The sequence below is a fragment of the uncultured Winogradskyella sp. genome (assembly GCF_947495255.1).
Classification (GTDB): Bacteria; Bacteroidota; Bacteroidia; order Flavobacteriales; family Flavobacteriaceae; genus Winogradskyella.
Map to the genome: position 1 here is coordinate 84,748 of NZ_CANLYI010000004.1, position 22,184 is coordinate 106,931.

25 protein-coding genes are annotated in these 22,184 nt (G+C 32.2%); 5 read left to right on the plus strand and 20 right to left on the minus strand.

The annotated features are described in order from the left end of the window. Nucleotide 1 precedes the first annotated feature (1 nt). Both Q0807_RS07240 and Q0807_RS07245 read left to right on the plus strand, forming a co-directional pair. Nucleotides 2-547, plus strand: a complete 546-nt coding sequence (locus tag Q0807_RS07240) for a sigma-70 family RNA polymerase sigma factor (RefSeq protein WP_299108080.1) — start codon at nt 2-4, stop codon at nt 545-547. After that, nucleotides 547-2,280, plus strand: a complete 1,734-nt coding sequence (locus Q0807_RS07245; protein WP_299108082.1) for a hypothetical protein — start codon at nt 547-549, stop codon at nt 2,278-2,280. Before Q0807_RS07240 ends, Q0807_RS07245 begins: the two co-directional genes overlap by 1 nt. Nucleotides 2,281-2,361: 81 nt before the next feature. Here Q0807_RS07245 and Q0807_RS07250 read toward each other — a convergent pair whose 3' ends face one another. After that, entirely contained in the window at nt 2,362-3,099 is a 738-nt protein-coding gene (locus Q0807_RS07250) for a 1-acyl-sn-glycerol-3-phosphate acyltransferase (RefSeq protein WP_299108084.1), read from the minus strand. A gap of 124 nt (nt 3,100-3,223) precedes the next feature. Here Q0807_RS07250 and trpS point away from each other — a divergent pair, with 124 nt between their 5' ends. Next, nucleotides 3,224-4,192, plus strand: a complete 969-nt coding sequence (gene trpS / locus Q0807_RS07255) for a tryptophan--tRNA ligase (protein WP_299108086.1) — start codon at nt 3,224-3,226, stop codon at nt 4,190-4,192. A 179-nt stretch (nt 4,193-4,371) separates the two neighbouring features. Here trpS and dprA read toward each other — a convergent pair whose 3' ends face one another. Further along, on the minus strand, nt 4,372-5,475 hold the full coding sequence (gene dprA / locus Q0807_RS07260) for a DNA-processing protein DprA (RefSeq protein ID WP_299108088.1): 1,104 nt from the start codon (nt 5,473-5,475) through the stop codon (nt 4,372-4,374). A 329-nt stretch (nt 5,476-5,804) separates the two neighbouring features. Here dprA and Q0807_RS07265 point away from each other — a divergent pair, with 329 nt between their 5' ends. Together Q0807_RS07265 and Q0807_RS07270 are read left to right on the plus strand one after the other, a co-directional pair. Next, nucleotides 5,805-6,746, plus strand: coding sequence for an SPOR domain-containing protein (locus tag Q0807_RS07265; protein ID WP_299108090.1), 942 nt, complete (start codon nt 5,805-5,807; stop codon nt 6,744-6,746). A 108-nt stretch (nt 6,747-6,854) separates the two neighbouring features. Then, on the plus strand, nt 6,855-7,364 hold the full coding sequence (locus tag Q0807_RS07270; protein WP_299108092.1) for an acyl-CoA thioesterase: 510 nt from the start codon (nt 6,855-6,857) through the stop codon (nt 7,362-7,364). On the opposite strand, the gene Q0807_RS07275 is transcribed toward Q0807_RS07270, so the two are convergent. The 18 genes from Q0807_RS07275 to Q0807_RS07355 form a co-directional block, all read right to left on the minus strand. After that, on the minus strand, nt 7,361-8,584 hold the full coding sequence (locus Q0807_RS07275) for a murein hydrolase activator EnvC (RefSeq protein ID WP_299108094.1): 1,224 nt from the start codon (nt 8,582-8,584) through the stop codon (nt 7,361-7,363). The two genes, Q0807_RS07270 and Q0807_RS07275, sit on opposite strands and share 4 nt — an antisense overlap. Further along, complete coding sequence (locus tag Q0807_RS07280) at nt 8,584-9,378, minus strand: DUF4292 domain-containing protein (RefSeq protein ID WP_299108096.1); 795 nt, start codon at nt 9,376-9,378, stop codon at nt 8,584-8,586. Before Q0807_RS07280 ends, Q0807_RS07275 begins: the two co-directional genes overlap by 1 nt. Before the next feature lie 6 nt (nt 9,379-9,384). Continuing rightward, complete coding sequence (locus Q0807_RS07285) at nt 9,385-10,725, minus strand: lipopolysaccharide assembly protein LapB (protein WP_299108098.1); 1,341 nt, start codon at nt 10,723-10,725, stop codon at nt 9,385-9,387. Between the two features lie 10 nt (nt 10,726-10,735). Further along, nucleotides 10,736-11,041, minus strand: a complete 306-nt coding sequence (locus tag Q0807_RS07290; RefSeq protein WP_299108100.1) for an antibiotic biosynthesis monooxygenase — start codon at nt 11,039-11,041, stop codon at nt 10,736-10,738. Between the two features lie 50 nt (nt 11,042-11,091). Beyond that, complete coding sequence (locus Q0807_RS07295) at nt 11,092-12,111, minus strand: sugar phosphate nucleotidyltransferase (RefSeq protein ID WP_299108102.1); 1,020 nt, start codon at nt 12,109-12,111, stop codon at nt 11,092-11,094. An 86-nt stretch (nt 12,112-12,197) separates the two neighbouring features. Further along, nucleotides 12,198-12,632: a dUTP diphosphatase gene (gene dut, locus Q0807_RS07300; protein WP_299108104.1), complete on the minus strand. Its 435-nt coding sequence runs from the start codon at nt 12,630-12,632 to the stop codon at nt 12,198-12,200. A gap of 48 nt (nt 12,633-12,680) precedes the next feature. After that, a complete protein-coding gene (locus Q0807_RS07305) occupies nt 12,681-14,141 on the minus strand; it encodes an oligosaccharide flippase family protein (RefSeq protein WP_299108107.1) in 1,461 nt (486 codons plus the stop codon). A 175-nt stretch (nt 14,142-14,316) separates the two neighbouring features. Next, entirely contained in the window at nt 14,317-15,276 is a 960-nt protein-coding gene (locus Q0807_RS07310; RefSeq protein ID WP_299108109.1) for a hypothetical protein, read from the minus strand. 106 nt (nt 15,277-15,382) lie between these two features. Beyond that, entirely contained in the window at nt 15,383-15,841 is a 459-nt protein-coding gene (locus Q0807_RS07315) for a hypothetical protein (protein WP_299108111.1), read from the minus strand. Nucleotides 15,842-15,943: 102 nt separating this feature from the next. After that, nucleotides 15,944-16,804 (minus strand): ATP synthase F1 subunit gamma, encoded by an 861-nt coding sequence (gene atpG / locus Q0807_RS07320; RefSeq protein WP_299108113.1) that lies wholly within the window; start codon nt 16,802-16,804, stop codon nt 15,944-15,946. Nucleotides 16,805-16,882: 78 nt separating this feature from the next. Then, a complete protein-coding gene (gene atpA / locus Q0807_RS07325; RefSeq protein WP_299108115.1) occupies nt 16,883-18,463 on the minus strand; it encodes a F0F1 ATP synthase subunit alpha in 1,581 nt (526 codons plus the stop codon). A gap of 57 nt (nt 18,464-18,520) precedes the next feature. Further along, on the minus strand, nt 18,521-19,057 hold the full coding sequence (gene atpH / locus Q0807_RS07330) for an ATP synthase F1 subunit delta (RefSeq protein WP_299108117.1): 537 nt from the start codon (nt 19,055-19,057) through the stop codon (nt 18,521-18,523). Nucleotides 19,058-19,062: 5 nt separating this feature from the next. Beyond that, complete coding sequence (locus tag Q0807_RS07335) at nt 19,063-19,563, minus strand: F0F1 ATP synthase subunit B (RefSeq protein ID WP_299108119.1); 501 nt, start codon at nt 19,561-19,563, stop codon at nt 19,063-19,065. A 98-nt stretch (nt 19,564-19,661) separates the two neighbouring features. Then, a complete protein-coding gene (atpE, locus tag Q0807_RS07340) occupies nt 19,662-19,850 on the minus strand; it encodes an ATP synthase F0 subunit C (RefSeq protein ID WP_013993139.1) in 189 nt (62 codons plus the stop codon). A gap of 40 nt (nt 19,851-19,890) precedes the next feature. Next, on the minus strand, nt 19,891-21,069 hold the full coding sequence (gene atpB / locus Q0807_RS07345; RefSeq protein ID WP_299108655.1) for a F0F1 ATP synthase subunit A: 1,179 nt from the start codon (nt 21,067-21,069) through the stop codon (nt 19,891-19,893). 87 nt (nt 21,070-21,156) lie between these two features. Then, entirely contained in the window at nt 21,157-21,549 is a 393-nt protein-coding gene (locus Q0807_RS18930; protein ID WP_367180238.1) for a DUF6168 family protein, read from the minus strand. Beyond that, nucleotides 21,542-21,763 (minus strand): AtpZ/AtpI family protein, encoded by a 222-nt coding sequence (locus Q0807_RS07350; RefSeq protein WP_299108121.1) that lies wholly within the window; start codon nt 21,761-21,763, stop codon nt 21,542-21,544. Before Q0807_RS07350 ends, Q0807_RS18930 begins: the two co-directional genes overlap by 8 nt. Beyond that, nucleotides 21,747-22,175 (minus strand): polymer-forming cytoskeletal protein, encoded by a 429-nt coding sequence (locus tag Q0807_RS07355; protein WP_299108123.1) that lies wholly within the window; start codon nt 22,173-22,175, stop codon nt 21,747-21,749. The genes Q0807_RS07350 and Q0807_RS07355 overlap by 17 nt, the downstream gene beginning before the upstream one ends. Nucleotides 22,176-22,184 lie beyond the last annotated feature (9 nt).

A 22,184-nucleotide genomic window follows, 5' to 3' on the forward strand; every position in this document is an offset into this window, starting at 1 on the left:
TGTGAGTTTAGACAAGCTCATAAAAAATTGTATTAAACAAGATGCTCTAGCACAAAGCCAATTATACAAGCAATTTGCAAGTAAATTATTTTCGGTTTGTCTTAAGTACTCAAAAAACTATGCACAAGCAGAAGATAATCTGCATGATGCATTTATAACTATTTTTAGTAAAATAGAACAGTACAATAATAAAGGTTCTTTTGAAGGTTGGCTTAAGCGCATTGCAATAAACACATCATTGCAACGCTATAGAGAAGATGTTGGCGTTTACGATATTACTAATGAAGGGAATATTGAAGACGTATCGGTAGATATTAATGAAGATGACGTAAGTATTGATTATTTATTAAAAATAATTCAAGAATTACCAGACAGATACAGATTGGTATTTAATTTGTATGTCTTAGATGGTTATTCGCATGTTGAAATTAGTGAATTAATAAATATTTCAACCGGAACGTCTAAATCGAACCTAGCGCGAGCGAGGTTAATTTTAAAAGATAAAATAGAAGATTATAACGCGAATTCAAATTCGCACTCAGTATAATGAACGATAAAAAGAACATAGACAGACTTTTTCAAGAAAAGTTTAAAGATTTTGAGGTAGCACCTAACGATGCTATTTGGGATCGTATAAACGAAAGTCTTCCTAAGAAAAAGAAAAAACGTAGAGTTATTGCACTTTGGTGGCAACTTGGTGGTGTTGCAGCTGCTATTGCTATTATGCTAACTGTTGGTGTTTCTGTATTTAATAATGACGGAATTAATTCTGAAGATTTACCTATCGTAAATACGGACGAAAACAATGAAACTAATTCTGAAATTGACAACACTAACCAATCAATAGAACAAGAAAAAATCGACTTAAATTCTATTAAAGATAGTAATTCTAAGGTAACAGATTCAAATATTGAAAACATACAAGAACCAACCTCAAAAGACGCAACAAATGAGGAACCTTACAAATCCAATCCTTCAAATCAATTAAGGTCGCCTAATCATTCTGTTAATACGTCTAATGCAGTTGCTAATACAAATAATAAAGAAACAATCCGTTCTTCTCAAAACAGCAATAAATCTTCTATAATTTCAAACAAAGAAGAGCGTAGTAAAGTAGCGAATCAAAAGACCTCAAACGAAACTTTAGAGTCTGAAAACAAAACACAACTTAAATCTGAAACAGAACGAAAATCTGCCGTTAAGAAAGCTATTAACGAAAGTGAAACAGCTGTTGTGGTAAACAAGACTGCGAAAGAAACCAAAAAGGAGGTGAATTCAAACACAACTGTAGAATCTAAAAATAAAACACAACTTAAATCTGAGACGGAACGAAAATCTGCCATCAAGAAAGCTATCAGTACAAATAAAACAACTATTGCAGAGAATAATACCTCAAAAGAAATCAAAGGCAGAGAAAATTCAACCTTAACTGATGGAACAAATGCTGAAGGTTCTGATGTTGAGAATTCATTGATTGAAGACCCAATAAAAGAATCTATAGAAAAAGCTATAGCAGAAAATAATGAAACTATTGATGAAGAAGAAAAAGAAGATGACCAAAGCAGGTGGAGCATTGCACCAAATGTTGCGCCTGTTTATTTTAATTCCTTAGGTCAAGGCTCTTCATTAGATAAACAATTCAACGAAAATGACAAAAGCAGTGATGTTAATATGAGTTATGGTATTGCTGGTAGCTATAACATTACTAAAAAACTAAAAATTAGAGCTGGTATTAACCGTGTTAACCTAAATCAAACCACTTCTGATGTTTATGCATTTACGGGAGCAGAAACGGCTGCAAGAGGTGTTGATGCGGAGTTTAATAATATTTCATTTAACGGTAGCGAACAACACGTGTCATTAATGAGTTCTACTATGATGAATAGATCTTCTACTCCAGAATTATTCAACACTAAAATAGCAGGTAAAATTGATCAAAAATTTGGTTTTATTGAGGTACCTGTTGAATTAGAATACAGATTATTAGATAGAAAATTTGGAATTAACGTGATTGGTGGTTTTAGTACGTTCATCTTAAACAACAATGAAATTTACGCAGATGTTAATGGCGCAACTACATTAATAGGTGAGGCAAATAATATAAATGATACTAGTTTTAGTGCCAATTTTGGTTTAGGTATGGATTACAGTTTATCTAAACAATGGAATCTAAATTTAGAACCAACATTTAAGTATCAAATTAACACATTCAATAATACAACAGGTGATTTTAAACCTTTCTTTATTGGTGTATATACAGGATTAAGTTATAAGTTTTAGGTTAGGTTATTGCAACAAAAAAGCTATGATGAATGCAAATGCAATGATTATAAGAGCTACTCTTGGTTAGGGTAGCTTTTTTTATACTCTTACAGAACTTAATTCATTCCAAATTAGAGTTCTCGTTTTTTCATTTAAAGGTTTTGTGTCTTTTGTTGTTAAACCTTCCGTTGGAATAAATCTATGAATCTTAGCACGCATTTTGCCTGGGCTTCCACTAAAAAAAGTATAAGAAAATCGCTTCTTATTATCGTAAAATGTAATTGGAACTATAGGAATTTGATGATTAATCGCCAACCTAAAAGCACCATCTTTAAAATTATCTAACAAAACATCTTCTTCTGGCACACCACCTTCAGGAAATATACAGATACTCACACCTTGTTTTAAACGTCTTTGTGCTCTTAAAAACACAGCTTGTCTACTTTTAGCACTACTTCTATCAACTAAAATACAAGTGCGTTTGTAAAAGAAACCAAATAATGGAATCTTAGCCAATTCTTGCTTACCAACAAAAACAAATGGATTCTTTACAGCAACCAACATTAGCATAATATCTGCCATAGACGTATGGTTGGCAACAAACATATAACTTTTGTTTGGATCCGGAATTTCCTCTCTTTTAATTTTATAACCAAAGCCCATACCAATTAATATAAACTTAGACCAAATACGAGCAAGTTTAAAAAACAAAGGATACCATTGCTCTCTCGAAATAGAAATTATAAGAATAGGGAACATTACAATAATCGGAATGGCTACTAAAACATAGAACCAAATACGATATAAAACCCAAAATGGATATTTAAAAATTGCCATAGCACCAAAACTAACTATTTAAATTAAATCGCTTCTTATAGTTATGCTAAAAAATTTACCTTTGTTCTTTATTTAAGACGGAAGATTAACTTTAAAGAGATTCCTGCTTTTGCAGGCAATTAACATGGCAAGAATATTAACAGGAGTACAAAGTACAGGAACACCACATTTAGGAAATATATTAGGAGCAATATTACCAGCAATAGAAATGGCAAACGATGCTAAAAACGATTCGTTTTTGTTTATTGCTAACCTACATACATTAACTCAAATTAAAGATGCTGAAGCATTGAGAAGTCATACGTATTCTGTAGCTGCAACTTGGTTAGCTTTTGGCTTAGATATTGAAAAAACAGTATTTTACAGACAAAGTGATATTCCGCAGGTAACAGAATTATCTTGGTACTTAAGCTGTTTCTTTCCATATCAACGTTTAACATTGGCACATGGATTTAAAGATAAAGCGGATCGCTTAGAGGATGTAAACTCTGGCTTATTTACCTACCCAATGCTTATGGCTGCAGATATTTTGTTGTATGATGCTGAAATAATTCCGGTAGGAAAAGACCAATTACAACATATTGAAATGACACGAGATGTTGCGTCTCGTTTTCATGCAAAAATGGGTGAAGCTTTTGTATTGCCTGAAGGAAAAGTACAAGAAAACGGTATGTTAATTCCTGGTACAGATGGTGAGAAAATGAGTAAAAGTAGAGACAACTTTATCAATATCTTTTTACCAGAAAAAAAATTACGTAAAAAAATAATGTCTATCGAAACCGATAGCACACCTCTAGAAGAACCAAAAGACTGGAAAACATGCAACTGCTTTGCTATATTCAGCTTATTAGCTTCTAATGACCAAATTTCAGAAATGAAAACCAACTACGAAGGTGGCAACTACGGTTATGGACACGCAAAACAAGCTTTATACGAATTGGTTTTAGAACGTTTTGCTAAACAAAGAGAACGTTATGCATATTATATGGATAATCTTGAAGAAGTTGATGCTGCCTTAGCTAAAGGTGCAGCTAAAGCAAAAATTGTTGCTGACGAAGTCTTAGGCCGTGTAAGAGAAAAGGTTGGGTACTAAAAACAGCTTCAAATTGAATATAAATAAATCACCGCTTAGTTCAGTACTTGTTATTATCGCAATGATATTAATTACAATTTCAAGATTAAAGGATAACGGTTCTATGGATTGGCTGTGTTATGCAGCAATTGCAGTGCTTATCGCCAATGTTTTAAAGTTAATTTTCATAGATAAGAAATCTAAATAACCTCAAACAACTTACCAGGTAAAGGCCTCACAACACCTTTCAATTCCATATTAAGTAAAATGCCAGCAATTTTATAGGTTGGCATTTCACATTTAATAGCAATGACGTCTAATAATTCTTTGTTGTTTTCTTTTAGAAAATTGTAAATAATCTTTTCATCGGGTTCTAGCTCTACAAATAATTGTTGCTGTACTACCGGTTTTTTGTTAGACTCTAATTCCCAATTTAGCATGTAAGGCACATCTAAAGGGTTAGATAATAAATGGGCTTTTTGGAATTTTATTAAATTATTACAACCCACACTTTGGCTATCCGTAGTTCTACCAGGTACTGCAAAAACTTCTCTATTATAAGAATTAGCAATATCTGCGGTAACTAAACTACCACCTTTTTCTGCAGATTCTATAACAATCGTTGCTTCACTAAGTCCTGCAATTATTCTATTACGTTTTAAAAAGTTATTACGATCAAAATTATCTGAGCTCCAAAAATCAGTATAAAACCCACCATGATTTTCAATATCCGCAACATACTTTTTATGGACTTTAGGATAAATTTGATTGAGTCCATGCGCTAAACAACCTATAGTTTGTAAATTATGTTTTACAGCTGCTCTTTGTGCTGTAATATCTGTACCGTAAGCAAAGCCTGAAACAATTATTGGATTAAATTGAGATAGAGCTTCTACTAGTTTTTCACAGAATGCAATTCCACTCGTTGTTATTTTACGTGCACCAACAATACTAATGATACGTTGTTGTTTTATATTTATGTTTCCCGATTGAAACAATACAATAGGACCATCAATACAGTGTTTTAAACGCTCAGGATAGGTGTCTTCTGTAAAGTAATGGGAAATAATATTGTTTTCTTTTATAAATTTTAATTCGAGTTCAGCTTCTTCCAAATGAGTTTTATCAAAAAGACCTTGAATAGTAATGGTACCAATACCATCGATTTTTAAAAGTTTAGAATGTTTCTCTTTTAAAACTGCTTCTGCAGAACCACAATGATTTATTAATTTTTTAGCCGTTGTTGCACCAATTTTTGGAACGTGTTGCAAAGCTAAAGCGTAAATAAGTTGTTGGTCTGTCATTGAAAATTAAGCAGTTGAAGACATTATTCTTCTATTTACGAATATAATTATTTAATTCTGAATGCATTTAAATTTCAAAAAAATATCAATTTATTGTCTATTTTGTTTCGTCATTCAAATACGACTTCAACCTCCTTATCACTTAAGAAATTTGAAGTTTTATGACAATAATTATTAGCTCGTTTGCAACATAAAAAAATAATTTTAAACAAAATTTTTACTGCGAATTAGTAGTAAATCAAACATATATAAAATATTTTTTTTAGATGTTAATAACTAAATCTCACTTAATTTCGTTCAGAAATAAAAATTTTTAACTTTGCCTTCATATGCAGTTAGAGACTTACATTAGCGACCTTTTATACCGTTACGATTGTGTTACTGTTCCTGGTTTTGGAGCATTCTTAACACAGCGTGTTTCGGCCAAAGTGCACGAATCCACAAATACATTTTATCCTCCTAAAAAGGCATTGTCTTTTAATGAGCAACTACAACAGAATGATGGATTGTTGGCTAATTATATTGCTGAGGTTGAAAAACTACCTTACACAACAGCTCTAAACAACCTCTCTAACAAAATAAAATCTATAAAGACTTTATTGGCTGATGGCGAAACTATTCAGCTTAAAAATATAGGTGAGTTAGTATTGAATGCTGATGGAAAGATTGAATTTGACCCATCTCGTCATATCAACTACTTAACCGATTCTTTTGGTTTATCTCATTTTACATCTGCTGATGTTGATCGTGAAATACATTTAAAGAATGTTGAAAATATAGAAGTACATGCTCCTATAATTTTAACTCCAGAAAAACGTGCTAACCGTAATTGGATAAAATATGCTGCTGCAGCTGTATTTGTGCTAGGTTTAAGTGGTTTTAGTGTTGCAACTTATTACAATAACAACACTATTAAAAATCATAATCAATTAGCGCAAGAGGAAGCTAATGAACAACTTGATGCCAAAGTACAAGAAGCAACTTTTGTGATTAGTAATCCTTTACCTGCTGCTACTTTAAATATAGAAAAGCAAGGTGGTAACTACCATATTGTAGCTGGTGCTTTTAGAGTAGAAGCTAATTCTGATAAGAAAGTAAATCAACTTAAAAACAAAGGTTATAAAGCCAGAACAATTGGTGTAAATCGTTATGGTTTGCATGAAGTTGTTTACGGAAGTTATAACTCTAGAGAGGAAGCTCAACAAGAACTTTTTAAGATTCGTCGTGAGCATAATCGTGATGCTTGGTTGTTAATTAAGAAACCTAAGTAATCTTTCACTAAAGCTTTAAGCATTTCGCTAAAGGTGTTTTTCTACTTTTTACTAATATTATACATCTCATTCTAAAATCGCTCTATCTTTGCACAAATTTTAAAATTTATGCAATCTAGAACTGCTTCTCAGTCTAAAACAATAGTTACCGATTTAGTTTTACCAAGTGAAACTAACCCTATCAATAATTTATTTGGTGGTGAACTTTTAGCACGTATGGATCGTGCAGCGAGTATTTCTGCTAGAAGACACTCTAGACGCATTGTTGTAACTGCTTCTGTTAATCACGTAGCTTTTAATAGAGCTGTGCCCTTAGGAAGTGTTGTAATGATTGAAGCAAAAGTGTCGCGAGCTTTTAAATCTTCTATGGAAATTTACATGGATGTTTGGATTGAAGATAGAGAGTCTGGTGAACGCGTTAAAGCCAATGAAGCTATTTATACTTTTGTCGCTGTAGATGACATGGGAAGACCTGTTAGAGTACCAGAATTAGTGCCTGAAACCAAATTAGAAAAACAACGTTTTGATGCTGCTTTACGTCGCAAACAACTGAGCTTACTTTTAGCTGGTAAAATGAAACCTGCAGATGCTACAGAACTTAAAGCACTTTTTGATTAATATTTAGCTAACCAAGGTTCTGGATTAAGAACTTGGTCATTTTTATAAATTCTGAAACCAAGTAGTGATTCTCCTGATGATTTGTTAGAAAATACCTTTCCTATAACTTGACCTGTGACGACTTTATCACCTTTCTTTACATTCACTTCAGAGAGATTAATATAAGCAGAAATATAGTTTCCGTGTCTTATAAGTATCGTTGGGTTTCCACGTTTCATTACATGAATTCCTGTAACAACTCCATCAAAAATAGCTTTAACATCTGAGTTGGCATTCGTAGCGATGTAAATACTCTTATAATTTTGAGTTATAGTATTATCCGTTAAAGAACGTCGTTTACCAAACTTACCTTTTATAACACCTCTCGCAACAGGCCAGCCCAATTTCCCTCTGTTAGCTTCAAAACTCGAAGATAATTTTTTAGCTTCTGGTGTTAAAACAAATTTACCTGTAGAAGATTTTTTTCCAGCCTCTTTATTAGATGCTGCAATAGCATCTTTTATCAAACGATCAATCTCTTTATCTAATAGTGCAGCTTCTTGCTTTTTCTTTTTAATCTGAGCAGAGAATTTTCCCATTTCAGATTTAATAGATGCCATTAAAACTTCGCGTTCTTTTAATTCGCCTTCTAATTCGCGCTTCGCAATACGGTTTTCTTCAATTAGTTTTTGCTTGTCTTCCTTCTGTTTAGACAATTCAACATTCAATTTCTCTAATTCTTTAGTCTTAGATTTTATAGCTTCACCTTGCTCCTTTTGGTAATTAGAATATTGCTTTATATACTGTAGTCTTTTATAGGCTTGCTGAAAGTTGCTAGAAGAGAGTAAAAACATCACTTTACTTTGCTCAGACTTGCTCTTATAGGATTTTACGACCATGGCAGCATAATCTTCTTTAAGCTCTTTTAATTGCGTCTTTAAGCTTGAAATTTCATTTTGATTGCTATTGATTTCTCTTGTAAGCAAATTAGCTTGTTCGTTAGTAATTCTAATTAAATTTTTACGAACATTCACTTTGTAATTAATGTCTTCAATCAGTGTTATGGCTGATTTTTCTTCTTTCTTTTTAGTGAACAATAAAGCATTTATTTGCTTCATTTCTTTTAAAACCTGCTGACGTTGAAGCTCAAGTTTCTTTTGCTTATCGCTTTGCGCAAAAAGTGAAGAACAAGACAGCAAAAGTCCTATTACAAGTGTGATATAAAAACGATTAGTCCTCATTATTTTAAAACTATTTCTTTATAGCCTGAAGGGATTTTAAACGGAAACCGAACCTCATTATTCAAAGATACGGATTTAAACTCCATAGAAACGGTAACTTCATCTGTATCATCTACAGCAATTATACTTATATTTTTAGGAAGAATTTCCTTATCAACTTCTTGGTACGTTGCGTAATCTACCTGAAGCATTCGTTTTTTAGAAAGCTGTTGCAATTGTAAACTGTCCATTTTAAAATGAGACGGGTTTATTAAATAAAACAACTCCATTAACACATCTTGATCTTTTGGACTTACAGCATAAGAGTTTCCGTTTACAGCAACCTGATGTGGTTTTGCTTTAAGATCATAAATTGCTTGACCTAAAAGAATGTTTTGCACTTTAGTAAAATCTAAATTAATACCAACAACATCACTTAAAAGCTTGTAGTCACCATCAAAATATTGATTGTCTAATTTGTTGTAGAATCTAACTTTATCTGGCGTAATCATCATACGAGCCATACCCAAAATAGATTCGCTTAACCATATTACTTTATCTTTTTCTATACGCAGTGTAAAACCAGCGCCTTGCGTTTTGTTATTTTGAGTAATATCTATTTTAACCCTAGCTTTTAAGGTTTTAAAATCACTGCTATTTTTCTCGTGCTGTTTTATAACCTGTTTTACAGAAAGCTTTTCACTCGCTTTACCAGACGCAATAACATTTTTAGCAGAATTACAACTAAATGCTAAAAGGATAAGTAAAGCACCAAGAGTAACTTTGGTGATTTTATAGAATTGAGGTATTTTCATTTATTGTCACAGTTTAAGGGCTTTTGCCTTTTTAGCAAACGTTTCAGATTTACTAATATTATTTAAGGCTTTGTAGGCTATGCTTAATTCAGAATAAAAATCGGCTTCCATGCTTGGGTTATCAATTAAATAATCTAATCCCATTTCTAGGTATTCAATCGCTTTTTTAGAATTCCCTAATTTATTATGAGCAACACCTGTTACTAAATACAACATAGGTTGTGCAGGATATAACTCTAAAGCACTTTCTCCATCGTTTACAACCGCTTTATAGTCTTCTATATCTAATTGAAGTAGTAATACGTCTTTTATTAATTTAAAGTCGTTAGGATTCTGTTTTAAAGCTTCTTTAAAGTTTGAAAGCGCTTTTAACTTATCACCTGCTTTTAAATAATAATGCCCTAAATCGCTATGAGTTTGTGCATCCTTATTTTCGTCGATTAATGAAGTGACATCAATTAAATCAGCTTCGTACTCGGGATTTCTTGCTACAAATGCTACGAAGTCTTTAAGAACCTTGGCTTTGGCGTCTGCATTAATTTCTGGACTCGTTAAAACCGTTTTTACAGAATTAATAGCATCATCTACTTTTCCATCCTGGAGATAAAACTTATACAATGCTAAATGCACAAATCTAGAATCTGGCTTTGCTTTTAATAAATTTTTAGCTGCTTTATATGCGTTTTTCCTATCTCCAGTTTGGCTATATCTGTAAATGAGTTTTAAGTAATTATCTTCATTATTAGGATTATTAACTATACGTTGTTCTAAGTTTTCAATACGATCGTCTGCATTACCAGTAATACTATAGATATCATTACGCATAGCATCTCTAGATTCGCTCAACCCAAATTCAGCATCTAACTCATCTAAGATATCTAAAGCTTGTTTGTACTTTTCTTCTCTAACATAAAGTGATGCCAAATCTTCTTTATAATCTGGGTGATATTTCACCAATTGCTTTATCGTTTTTAAGGCATTTTTAATATCATCTTGCCGAAAATACACATCGTAAAGCTCATCTAAAAACCAAACATTGTCTGGTTGCATAGCAATAGCTTTCTTTAGGTTATCTTCTGCTGCACCAAAATTTTTAAGCTTGTTATAATTTTTTCCAAGTTCAAAATAAATAACAGGAAGCTTACTATTAAGATTTAAACATTTAAGAAGTTCATCTACCGCACGATCATAATTTTCAATTCCCTTTTGTTTTAAGGCTTCGAAAAAATGTTCTTGAAACTCGTCTTCATAATTTCCTAAGTCGTCATCTGGCCTTTTGTTGAAATCAACTTGGGCATAAATCCTCTGAGGAACACTTATCATTCCGAAGAGAAAAACTAATATCAAGATAAATTTCTTATTCACTTTGTTGTTCTTTAAGCAAGTCTTTAATTACTTCTAACTTTTCTAGCACTTCAAATTTTTCGCAAGTTGATTTCATTATATTTCTATAATGATTTGCTTCTTCTGGCAAACTTCCGCCAGCATTATCAAAAGCACTTTGATTAGGCCATTGTGCATATGCCATATAATTTAATGCATCCTTTTTATGTAATCTTGATCCTAAACTACCTTCATATTTATAGATTAAAGATGTTAAGCCTTCCCAAGATTCAATAAATTTTTCTTCTTGGTTAGGTTTTAATAAAAATGAATATATCACAACGTACATACTTGTTTATTTCTATTAGAATGATAAATCTAATTCAATAACTATTCCATAATGGTATAATCACCAATACTAATCTTAGTAAACTCGCCATTATACTTTACGTGATTACCAATCATAGCCTCATCTAACTTGGCATTTTTAATAGTGCTTTGGTTTTGAATTAAGCTATTTTTTATAGTTGAATTCTCAATGACACAATCTTTACCTATTGAAACATACGGTCCAACCGTAGTATTTCTCAATATAGTGCCTTTACCAATATAACAAGGCTCAATAACTTTTGAATTTTCTAAAACGACCGAATCGTCAATTAATTGCTCTTCGTTATCGGCTGTTAAGAAACCTAACATTTTGGCATTTGTTTCTAAAGTAACGGCTTTGTTTCCGCAGTCCATCCACTCGTCAACAGTTCCGGTTTTAAAGACTCTTCCGTCAGCCATCATGCGTTTAATACCATCATTAATTTGGTATTCGCCTCCATTCATGATGTTTTCATCTAAGATTTCCTGTAATTTTTCTTTTAAAACAGCAACATCTTTAAAGTAATAGATACCAATAACAGCTTGATCGCTCACAAAAGTTTCTGGCTTTTCAACTAACTCAACAATATTTTTATCGTCGTTTAATTTTACCACACCATAGGCTTCAGGATTCGCTACACATTTTGTCCATATTACACTATCTGCAGTTGGATCTAAATCAAACTCCGCTCTAATTAAAGTATCTGCATAAGCAATTACTGCTGGTCCAGAAAGTGATGGCTTAGCACTCATAATAGCATGACCAGTTCCTAACGGTTTATCTTGTCTGTAAATAGATGCTTTTGCTCCTAAACCTTCAGCAAGTTCAGTTAAACTTTCTACGACTTCATCACCAAAAAACGCTGGATCACCTAAAACAAAGGCTATTTCTTCAATTGGTTGTTTTAAAACTTTTGCAATATCCTTTACCAAACGATGCACTATAGGTTGACCTGCAACTGGAATTAAAGGTTTTGGTACTGTTAAACTATGTGGTCTAAGGCGAGACCCTCTGCCTGCCATTGGTACAATTATTTTCATGTTTTATGCCTGCGAAAGCAGGTGTCTTTTAATGTTAAACTTTATTTATTTTATTTTGAGACTCTTTATTTTATTAAGACTCATTTTTATTTTATGCCCGTACTTCCAAAACCGCCTTCACCTCTATCTGTATCAGATAAAATTTCAACTTGTTCCCAATCAGCACGCTCATGTTTTGCAATAACTAGTTGTGCAATACGTTCGCCATTATTTATAGTGAAATCTTCATTAGAAATATTCACCAATATAACTCCTATTTCGCCTCTGTAATCTGCATCTACAGTTCCAGGTGCGTTGAGTACTGAGATTCCTTTTTTGGCAGCCAAACCGCTTCTTGGTCTTACCTGTGCTTCTATACCAATAGGTAATTCTATAAATAATCCTGTACCCACAATAGTTCGTTCTAATGGTTTTAAAATCCTAGATTCCGATAGGTTAGCACGCAAATCCATACCAGCTGAAGCTATGGTTTCGTAATGTGGTAAAGCGTGACTCGATTTATTTATTATTTTAATTTTCATGTTAAATTCTATTTAATGAGATTCTTCGCTATCGTTAAGAATGACGCATTAATTTCGTTTTAATAGTTGTTTTAGTTCGTTCTTTTCCAATATAATAACTATTCCCAAAAATACAATTAACATTACACTTCCAATAATATAATTCTCTCGATAGTTGTAGAAAAAGATAAATGAAAATAGAATGGATATAATGAGATACAAGCCTATTTTCTTTAAATCATAAGGAATGGGATAGTATTTTCTACCGAAGTAAAATGATAAAATCATCATTATTGAGTATGCGGAAAGTGTTGCTATTGCTGAGCCTTTAAATCCGATTCTAGGAATTAAAACAAAATTTAAAACCAAGGTTACAATCGCTCCAAATATTGAAATATAAGCACCAAACTTAGTTCTATCCGTAATTTTATACCAAACGGAAAGATTGTGATAAATACCTAAACAAAAATTAGCTAATAAAATAAAAGGTACAATCCACATGGCTTCGTAATACGCTTCACTTAAAATAATATATGGTTTTAAGAGGTCTGCAAAAACAACCACCACCAAAAGAATAACTGATCCAAAAGCTACAAAGTATTCTAAAATTTTAGCATAATTTTTTTGTGGGTTTTTGGTTTTAGAATGACTAAAAAAGTAAGGTTCTATACCTAATCGGAATGCTGTTGCAAACAAGGTCATAAATAAAGCGAGCTTGTAACATGCTGAATACATACCAATTTGTTGGTCTGCAACATCATCTGGTAATAGATATTCTAATAAAATACGATCAAAGGTTTCATTTACAGAATACGCAATACCTGCAATAAGCACTGGCATTGCATAACGCATCATTTTTCTCCACAAAACAGCATCGAATGTTAGCTTTATTTTGGCGTAGAACGGTAATAATAAAAGTAGTGTTAATGCACTTGCAATAAGATTAGAAATAAAAATATAACTAATTTGATAATCTGGAATATATAAACTGTTGAAAAATGAATTGACCTCAGCAAGATCTTTTAAATACAGCAACAAGAATATATTTAACCCTAGATTAACTGCAACATTAAAAATTTTAATAATTGCAAACCGCATTGGTCTTGCAGTTGCTCTTAACCAAGCAAAAGGAACAATAACTAAAGCATCTAAAAGTAAAATTATAAATATTAAATTAAGATACTTAAGATCTATATTTATGAGTGTTGAAATCTGATTTCTAAATAGAAAAGCAATTCCCATTAATGCGAAAGAACTTATAATTAAAGAGATTGCAGATGTACTAGTTACTTTATCTTGATTCTCTTCTTTATTGAAAAACCTAAAAAAAGCGGTTTCCATTCCGTAAGCCAATACCACATTAAAAATTACAAAATAGGCGAATATAAATGATACTCTACCATATTCCTCAACCGATAAAACAGAAGGATTTGTGTAAAGTGGTACCAAAATAAAACTTAACATTCTAGGTAATACAGTTGCTAAGCCGTAAATGAAAGTTTGTTTAAAAAGTGATTTGAATCCGCTCAAGAGTATTGTTAACAGTAAAATTCAAAAGTATTAAATTAATACGTTTTAGTATCAACTAGCTAAAGAATTAATCTTAAACCATTAAAAACTTAATTAAGCATGGGTGTTTTTCACTTTTGCTTATAATGATTACGTAACAAAAACGAAGGAGATTGCTTTTACTTTAATCAACTTTTCATTGATGGAATGCAATAACATCTGTTGTAGTTTTTCTTTGATAAATGTCAGGTGGACCATTTTTGTAATAAACCCCCTTTTTCTCACTAATATCAGACACTTTTACATATTTTACTTCACCATTTTCAATAAAGCTAATAGCACATTCATTGTCCTCTAAAGTAAATGGAAAATCATCATCTTTTTCCGCCTTTTTAAAGGTATAATAGGGTGATTTATTTTTTAAAACTGCAGTATACCTTCCAGAATTCTCAACCAACTTGGCTTTTAGGTTTCTAAAGTATACGCTATCGATTTTAATATTATCTTCTTTATTTACAATTGGAACAAAAACATTCATACCTGTTCCTCCTATTTTTATGCCAGCATACCATTCTTGAAAAGAAATAGTTTTCACTTTAAAGGTTGTAGAAGGTTGAAACTTTGGTGTCGGATTTAAAGCTGAACCTTCACCAGAAACAATCATAGCTTCTCGTCGTCTTTGATATGCTAAAGGGGGACCATCTTTGTAATAAATTCCTTCTTTTTCAATCACATCAGTGACTTTATGGTATTTAACTTTACCATTTTCCACATATCTAATAGCACATTCGTTATTTGATAAAGTGAATGGATAATCAATTCCTTTGTCTGATTCTTGATGGATATACCTAGGAGAGTCGTTTTTTAAAACTGTAGTATATCTGCTGAAATTTCTAACAAGCTGACCTTTAAAGTTTCTGAAATAGATACTATCTATTAATATATTATCTGCTTTGTTAGTTATTGGCACATAAATATTAATACCAGTGGTTTCTTCATTAACACCAGCATTCCATTCTTGAAAAGAAATCGTTTTAACTTTAAAAGAAATTGGTTCTGTTGTTTTATTAGTTACTCTTGAACTCGAACACTGGAAAGTTAATGATGAAATAACACATACAATTATAGCGAATAATGCCTTTCTAAGATGCTTCATTTTTATGTAGGTTAAAGATTTGGGTGTGCAATATATAAATAAATCTATAAAACACACAATAAGTCCGATAAACTACGCTAATTTGTACGTAATTAGGTAAAAATTGTTAAAATCTAGAAGAATCACCAGGATAATTTAGAGTTTTTCTCATTTTAACGTTTACAATTCTATAATACTTCAAGGTGTTGTTTTTAAGAAGTTTATAGCTAATTAAGCATTCATTGTCCTTAATTTGAAATGGAAAAAAGGAAGATTCAGCTAACTCATTATATATCTGATTGTTAAAGCTAAACCGACCTATATACAATAAGCTGTGATTAGAACTCTTACTGAGTATAGATAATTGCCCTCTAAAATACACACTATCTAGTATAATAGGATTGTCATGTAATCCTATGTATAAATCCGTTCCTGAACCACCATCTTTTAATCCAGAATTCCAATTTTGATAATAAGCCTCTTTTAAAGCCTCAGGAGCATGATTAGTTAGTTTCGACACAGAAGCACATTTAACAAAAATTAATGCAAATACAAGTGTAATTATGGCAATTTTGAATACTTTCATAGCTTAAATATAAGACTTAGAAAAATAACGGCATAAAAAAACCTAACTCGTAAAAGTTAGGTTTTCTATTTTATGTGAAAAAGATTATTCCTTTCTCTAAAATTAATTATTTAAAGCTTCTGCTCCACCAACAATCTCCAAGATTTCGTTAGTAATAGCAGCTTGACGTGCTTTGTTATAAGTTAATTTTAATTGATCTCTTAATTCTGTTGCATTATCTGTTGCTTTATGCATTGCCGTCATACGTGCACCATGCTCAGAAGCAAATGAATCTCTAATCCCTTTGTATAACTGTGTCTTTAATGACTTAGGTATTAATTCTTCTACAATTTCTAACTTTGAAGGTTCAAAAACGTAGTCTAAATTTACATTTGTATCATTATCAACAGGCACAATTGGTAAAAATTGCTCAGTTAATACAATTTGTGTTGCAGCATTCTTAAAGTGATTATATACCACTTCAATCTTATCATACTCACCACCGACAAATTTCTCCATTAGCATTTCAGCTATTACAGAAACATTATCAAAAGTAAGATTATCGAAAACTTTACTTTCGTTAGCAATCACTCTATTTTGCTTAGCAAAAGCGTCGTTTGCTTTCTTACCAATAGCTAAAACAGAAACGTTTTTAGTTGGATAAACATCATTAATCAAATTATTAGTTTGCTTAATAATATTAGAATTAAACGCACCACATAATCCTCTATTAGACGTTACCGCAATGATAAGTACATTTTTAACTTCGCGTTGATCCGCATACTTGCTTCCAGAATCTGCGTCTAACGTTGCGCTTAAATTCTGAAGCAACTCCGTTAACTTATTAGAGTAAGGACGCATCGCAGTAATAGCATCTTGGGCTTTCTTTAACTTTGCAGCAGATACCATTTTCATGGCACTAGTAATCTGCATCGTTGAGGATACCGATGATATTCTGTTACGTATTTCTTTTAAATTAGCCATTCTTTATATTATAAAGACTCTTCTGCACTTAACTTACGCATTACGCAAGAGTACCTTAGAGTGACATTAGTTTAATGATTAAGCTCTATACTTTCCTGAAAGATCTTTTGCTACACTTGTTAATGTATCAATAACCTCATCAGTTAATTTACCTGCTTTAAGTAAATCTAGAGTTCCTCTATGCTTTGCATTTAAAAGCTCTAAATAATCGCGTTCAAATTCTTTTACTTTCTCTACAGGAACATCTTTTAATAAGTTCTTAGAACCAGCATATATAATTGCAACTTGATCTTCTACTTTAAAAGGATCATTTTGTGCTTGCTTTAAGATTTCAACGTTACGTTTACCTTTATTAATTACATTCAAAGTAACAGCATCTAAATCAGAACCAAACTTAGCGAACGCTTCAAGTTCACGGTATTGAGCTTGATCTAATTTTAAAGTACCAGATACCTTTTTCATAGACTTAATCTGAGCGTTACCACCAACACGAGATACAGAAATACCTACGTTAATTGCTGGACGAACACCAGAGTTAAATAAATCACCATCTAAGAAAATCTGACCATCTGTAATAGAAATTACATTGGTTGGAATATAAGCAGAAACGTCACCTGCTTGAGTTTCAATAATTGGTAAAGCTGTTAATGAACCACCACCTTTAACCATCGGTTTTAAAACGTCTGGAAGATCATTCATTTCTTGAGCAATAGCATCATTATTAATAATCTTAGCTGAACGCTCTAATAATCTTGAGTGTAAATAAAATACATCACCAGGATATGCTTCACGTCCTGGAGGACGACGTAATAATAAAGATACCTCACGGTAAGCAACAGCTTGTTTTGATAAATCATCAAAAACAATTAAAGCTGGTCTACCAGTATCTCTAAAATACTCTCCAATAGAAGCACCTGTAAAAGGAGCATAAACTTGCATTGCAGCCGGATCTGATGCATTTGCAGCGACTATTGTTGTATAAGCTAAAGCGCCTTTTTCTTCTAAAGTTTTAGCAATTAAAGCTACTGTTGAAGCTTTTTGGCCAATAGCAACATATATACAATAAACAGGCTCACCTGCATCGTAAAATTCTTTTTGATTTAAGATAGCATCAATACAAACGGCAGTTTTACCAGTTTGACGGTCACCAATAACCAACTCACGTTGTCCTCTACCTACAGGAATCATAGCATCAATCGCCTTAATACCTGTTTGTAATGGTTCAGTCACTGGCTCTCTATAGATAACACCTGGTGCTTTACGCTCTAACGGCATCTCATAAGTTTCACCTGCTATTGGTCCTTTACCATCTATAGGGTTACCTAAAGTATCTACCACACGGCCAACAATACCTTCACCTACTTTCACAGATGCAATACGGTCAGTACGTTTTACTGTAGATCCTTCTTTAATTCCTACCGAAGTTCCTAAAAGTACAATACCTACGTTATCTTCTTCAAGGTTAAGTACGATTCCTTCTGCACCACCATCGAATTCAACTAATTCGCCATATTGCACATTAGCTAATCCGTAAGCACGTACAATACCATCACCTACAGTTAATACTGTTCCTACTTCGTCTAATGAAGCACCTGCTTCAAAACCTGAAAGTTGTTGTTTTAAGATTGCTGATATTTCAGCTGGTTTTACTTCTGCCATCTTATTTTAGATATTAGATTTATAGTCACTTCAACGAGTTCAGTGAACAAAATCAATTTAGTTTAATGTAAATTCTCTTTTTAATTTATCGAGTTTATTTGAAATACTAGCGTTATACTGTATATCTCCTACTCTTAATATGAAACCACCTAAAATGCTTTCATCTATAATATTTTTTACTTCCGCTTCTTTACCAGTAAGTTCTTTAACCTTAGCAATTACTTTAGTCTTTAAATCATCACTTAATGGTACCGCAGTTGTTACTGACGCTACTTGACTATCTCTTAACTGATTATACAACTCAACATAACTAGAAGCAACATTATTTAATAATGGCAATCTCTTGTTGGTGATTAACGTATCAATTAAGTTTGTAGTAGCAACATTTGCATCTTTAAATACGGCTGTTAATACTGCTTTTTTGTCTGAAGATCTTACTACAGGACTTTGAAGCATCTGATTTAAATCTTCACTTTTAGCAATAGCTTTAGTAATAGATTTCATATCACTATTCACCGCTTCTGCAGATTTATGATCTGTCGCTAAACTTAAAACTGCTTTAGCATATCTAATGGCTGCTCTTGATCCTGACATTTATCTTAGTTTAAAGTTGCTTCACCTAACATATCTTCAACCAACTTAAGTTGTTTGTCTTTGTTAGATAATTCGTTACGAACTACTTTTTCTGCGATATCTAATGATAAACCTGCAACATGACTTTTTAATTCTGCCATAGCTGCTTTCTTTTCACTAGTAATTGCTTCTTGCGCTTGTGAAATCATTTTATTTGCTTGTGATTTTGCTTCTGCTTCAGCATCTGCAATCATTTTGCTTTTTAATTCACGAGCTTCTTTAAGCATTGTTTCTCTTTCTAAACGTGCTTCTTGCAATAACTTTTGGTTATCTGCCTGAAGATTCTCCATTTCACGCTTCGCTTTTTCAGCTGCATCTAAAGCACCTTGAATACCTTCTTCTCTTTCATTTAATGAAGTAAGAATTGGTTTCCAAGCAAACTTTACCATAAGTGCTATTAATGCCAATAACAATATTGTTGACACTACGAATAAACCTGGTGAAAAATCGTTTAATAACTTATCCATATTATTAAGTAATTATGTGTTTTGTCTTTTTTTTAATTTAAAACACGTCCTGTAACCAACCGTTACAGGATAGTGTTTTTGTAATTTTGATTTGGCTCTTATTTCCCTAAGAATAAAGCTCCAAATGCTAAACCTTCTAAAAGTGCTGCGATGATAATCATCGCTGTCTGGATTTTACCAGTCGCTTCTGGCTGACGAGCAATACCTTCCATTGCTTTTCCACCAATTTGACCAAGTCCAATACCTGCTCCGATTACGATTAATCCTGCTCCAATTAAATTGTACATAGTAAATAAATTTATATAGTTAAATTAAAAAAAACTCTTATTAAATGAAATCTCCTCTTACGTCTTGCGCATCAGGGACTTCGTGACCATGATCATCGTGCTCATGCTCGTGATCATGTTCTGCGACAGCCATACCAATAAATAACGCTGAAAGCATTGTAAATATATACGCTTGTAAAAACGCAACTAATACTTCAATTAGTAATATAAAAAATGATAATACAAATGATAAACCAGTTGCACCTACAACACCTAATGATTCTTTTAAGGTGAACATAATAGCGATTAAGCTCATTACGACAATGTGACCTGCCGAAATGTTAGCGAATAAACGTACTAATAACGAGAATGGTTTAATGATTAAAGCACCTGCTAATTCAATAATAGCTAATACAGGACGAATTAAAACTGGTACTCCTGGCATCCACAAAATGTGCATCCAATAATCTTTATTTCCGCTTACCGTATATATTACAAGTGTAAATATTGCTAAACATGCCGTAACTGCTAATTGACCAGTAACATTAAAACCTAAAGGCGTTAAACCTGCTAAATTTAAAAACCATATAAAGAAAAATACAGTTAAAAGATATCCTGTAAATTTACGGTAGTGCTTTTCACCAATATTTGGTCTAGCGATTTCATCTCTAACGTAAAGCACTAAAGGCTCTAATACACGTCCAAATCCTGTTGGTATTTGTTTCTTCTTATATTGTCTTGCTAAACTAGAAAACCAGAACAACATTAATAATCCAATTACTAAAACACCAAACACACTTTTAGTTATAGAAAAGTCTAAAACTTTATGACCATTTGTAGCGTGATGTTCTGCATCGAAATTTACAGCAGACGCATCTGCATCTAGTTCGTAAATTTTTGAGTGAATCTTGGCGAATTTAACACCGTCTTTTTCTACAATTACATGTCCATCATCATTGTGATGAAATTCAGAAGACATAAATGTTCTTAATCCATCTGAAGACCAAAGTATCACTGGTAATGGAAACCCAAAGTGCTTACGCTCTCCTTCTTCACTTGTATAAGAAAATAATGAGAAATCGTGAGAATCTTGAATGTGATGCAGAATATAATCTTCCACCTCCTTTTTCGTATCTACCTGACCACCATCTCCTCCTTCATTAAGAGCAAAAATGGATACAGGAAGAAACACTAATAATACTAGTGCTAAACTTTTAAAACTTTGTTGAAATATCTTCATCATTATAAAATCAAAAAAAAATCGTCTCAAATTCCGTGCAAAAGTACGTAATTTATTAAAATAACAATACCTTTTTATATTTAAAATTCAGACCTCGTTTTTAGAAATGATTTTTACGACAAAATACACCTCTAACCCTAAGAATAAGAACAATGGAATTAAAAGATTTAATCGTTCAACTATTGACAATACGTCTAAACCAAATACAGAAGATTGAAATATGATAAAAAATAAGATCCCTTTAATAAAAAGGGTTGGTAGATAAATAAAACCTAATTGTGGTTGTAAGCTTTTTTTTAATGAAAAGAACTTAAGGTGAAAACAAATTACCAAAGAAGATATTGTAAAAAACAAATTGGTATCCCAAAGGTTGTACCTAACTGTAAAATTAAAATAATTGAGAATAGAATCTTGAAAAAAATGAACCACTAAAAATAATACCATAAAAGATATTATATAAACCATAATCGTTTTAATCATCTTCTTTAGATACTTTTATAACTTGAGAAATTACTAAATACATAGAAGCAAATACTGATAAAAGGGTAATTGTAGTTTCCCAAAAATCTTTATCGTATTTAGCATCTAACCATTTCCCCAAATAATTACCAAGAAAAATTGTGCCTCCCATTTGAAACGCAACAGATGTAAATCGTAAAAATTTACTTGGTCCTTTTTTATTTGCTTTGGGCACTTTGTGCTTGTTGTGGTCTACTTGCCTCATTAGATAATGACTTAACGGTCCCTTTCATACTACAAGTAGCATTAAAAGTTGCTCCTGGTTCTACAGCCAATTTAGTAATATGAACTTCGCCTTCAATGTGAGCAGTAGACTTTAATGTTAAAGTACCAGACAAAATAAGTTTACCTGAAAATTTACCTTCAAAATCAGCATTTTCACCTTGTAAAGTACCTTTAATATAACCTGATTTACCCACAACCACTTTACCAGAAGTCTTTACATTTCCTTCTACGGTTCCGTCTATTCTAAATGGACCTTGACTAGCTATATCACCTACAATTTTAGTGCCTTGTGCTATTATATTCTGTTGTGTAGTTGCTTCCATGCTTGAGTTTTTTTGTTTTTTTTTGTCTGGAGAAAACATGTTGATTTG

Coding starts and splice junctions, on each gene's coding strand:
- dut (WP_299108104.1), bottom strand. CDS start 12,632: ATGAAAATTAAAATAATAAATAAATCGAGTCACGCTTTACCACATTAC.
- atpE (WP_013993139.1), bottom strand. CDS start 19,850: ATGTACAATTTAATTGGAGCAGGATTAATCGTAATCGGAGCAGGTATT.
- atpB (WP_299108655.1), bottom strand. CDS start 21,069: ATGAAGATATTTCAACAAAGTTTTAAAAGTTTAGCACTAGTATTATTA.
- atpG (WP_299108113.1), bottom strand. CDS start 16,804: ATGGCTAATTTAAAAGAAATACGTAACAGAATATCATCGGTATCCTCA.
- Q0807_RS07335 (WP_299108119.1), bottom strand. CDS start 19,563: ATGGATAAGTTATTAAACGATTTTTCACCAGGTTTATTCGTAGTGTCA.
- Q0807_RS07250 (WP_299108084.1), bottom strand. CDS start 3,099: ATGGCAATTTTTAAATATCCATTTTGGGTTTTATATCGTATTTGGTTC.
- Q0807_RS07315 (WP_299108111.1), bottom strand. CDS start 15,841: ATGAAAGTATTCAAAATTGCCATAATTACACTTGTATTTGCATTAATT.
- Q0807_RS07310 (WP_299108109.1), bottom strand. CDS start 15,276: ATGAAGCATCTTAGAAAGGCATTATTCGCTATAATTGTATGTGTTATT.
- Q0807_RS07295 (WP_299108102.1), bottom strand. CDS start 12,111: ATGAAAATAATTGTACCAATGGCAGGCAGAGGGTCTCGCCTTAGACCA.
- atpA (WP_299108115.1), bottom strand. CDS start 18,463: ATGGCAGAAGTAAAACCAGCTGAAATATCAGCAATCTTAAAACAACAA.
- Q0807_RS07280 (WP_299108096.1), bottom strand. CDS start 9,378: ATGAAAATACCTCAATTCTATAAAATCACCAAAGTTACTCTTGGTGCT.
- Q0807_RS18930 (WP_367180238.1), bottom strand. CDS start 21,549: ATGATTAAAACGATTATGGTTTATATAATATCTTTTATGGTATTATTT.
- Q0807_RS07355 (WP_299108123.1), bottom strand. CDS start 22,175: ATGTTTTCTCCAGACAAAAAAAAACAAAAAAACTCAAGCATGGAAGCA.
- trpS (WP_299108086.1), top strand. CDS start 3,224: ATGGCAAGAATATTAACAGGAGTACAAAGTACAGGAACACCACATTTA.
- atpH (WP_299108117.1), bottom strand. CDS start 19,057: ATGTCAGGATCAAGAGCAGCCATTAGATATGCTAAAGCAGTTTTAAGT.
- Q0807_RS07270 (WP_299108092.1), top strand. CDS start 6,855: ATGCAATCTAGAACTGCTTCTCAGTCTAAAACAATAGTTACCGATTTA.
- Q0807_RS07275 (WP_299108094.1), bottom strand. CDS start 8,584: ATGAGGACTAATCGTTTTTATATCACACTTGTAATAGGACTTTTGCTG.
- Q0807_RS07265 (WP_299108090.1), top strand. CDS start 5,805: ATGCAGTTAGAGACTTACATTAGCGACCTTTTATACCGTTACGATTGT.
- dprA (WP_299108088.1), bottom strand. CDS start 5,475: ATGACAGACCAACAACTTATTTACGCTTTAGCTTTGCAACACGTTCCA.
- Q0807_RS07245 (WP_299108082.1), top strand. CDS start 547: ATGAACGATAAAAAGAACATAGACAGACTTTTTCAAGAAAAGTTTAAA.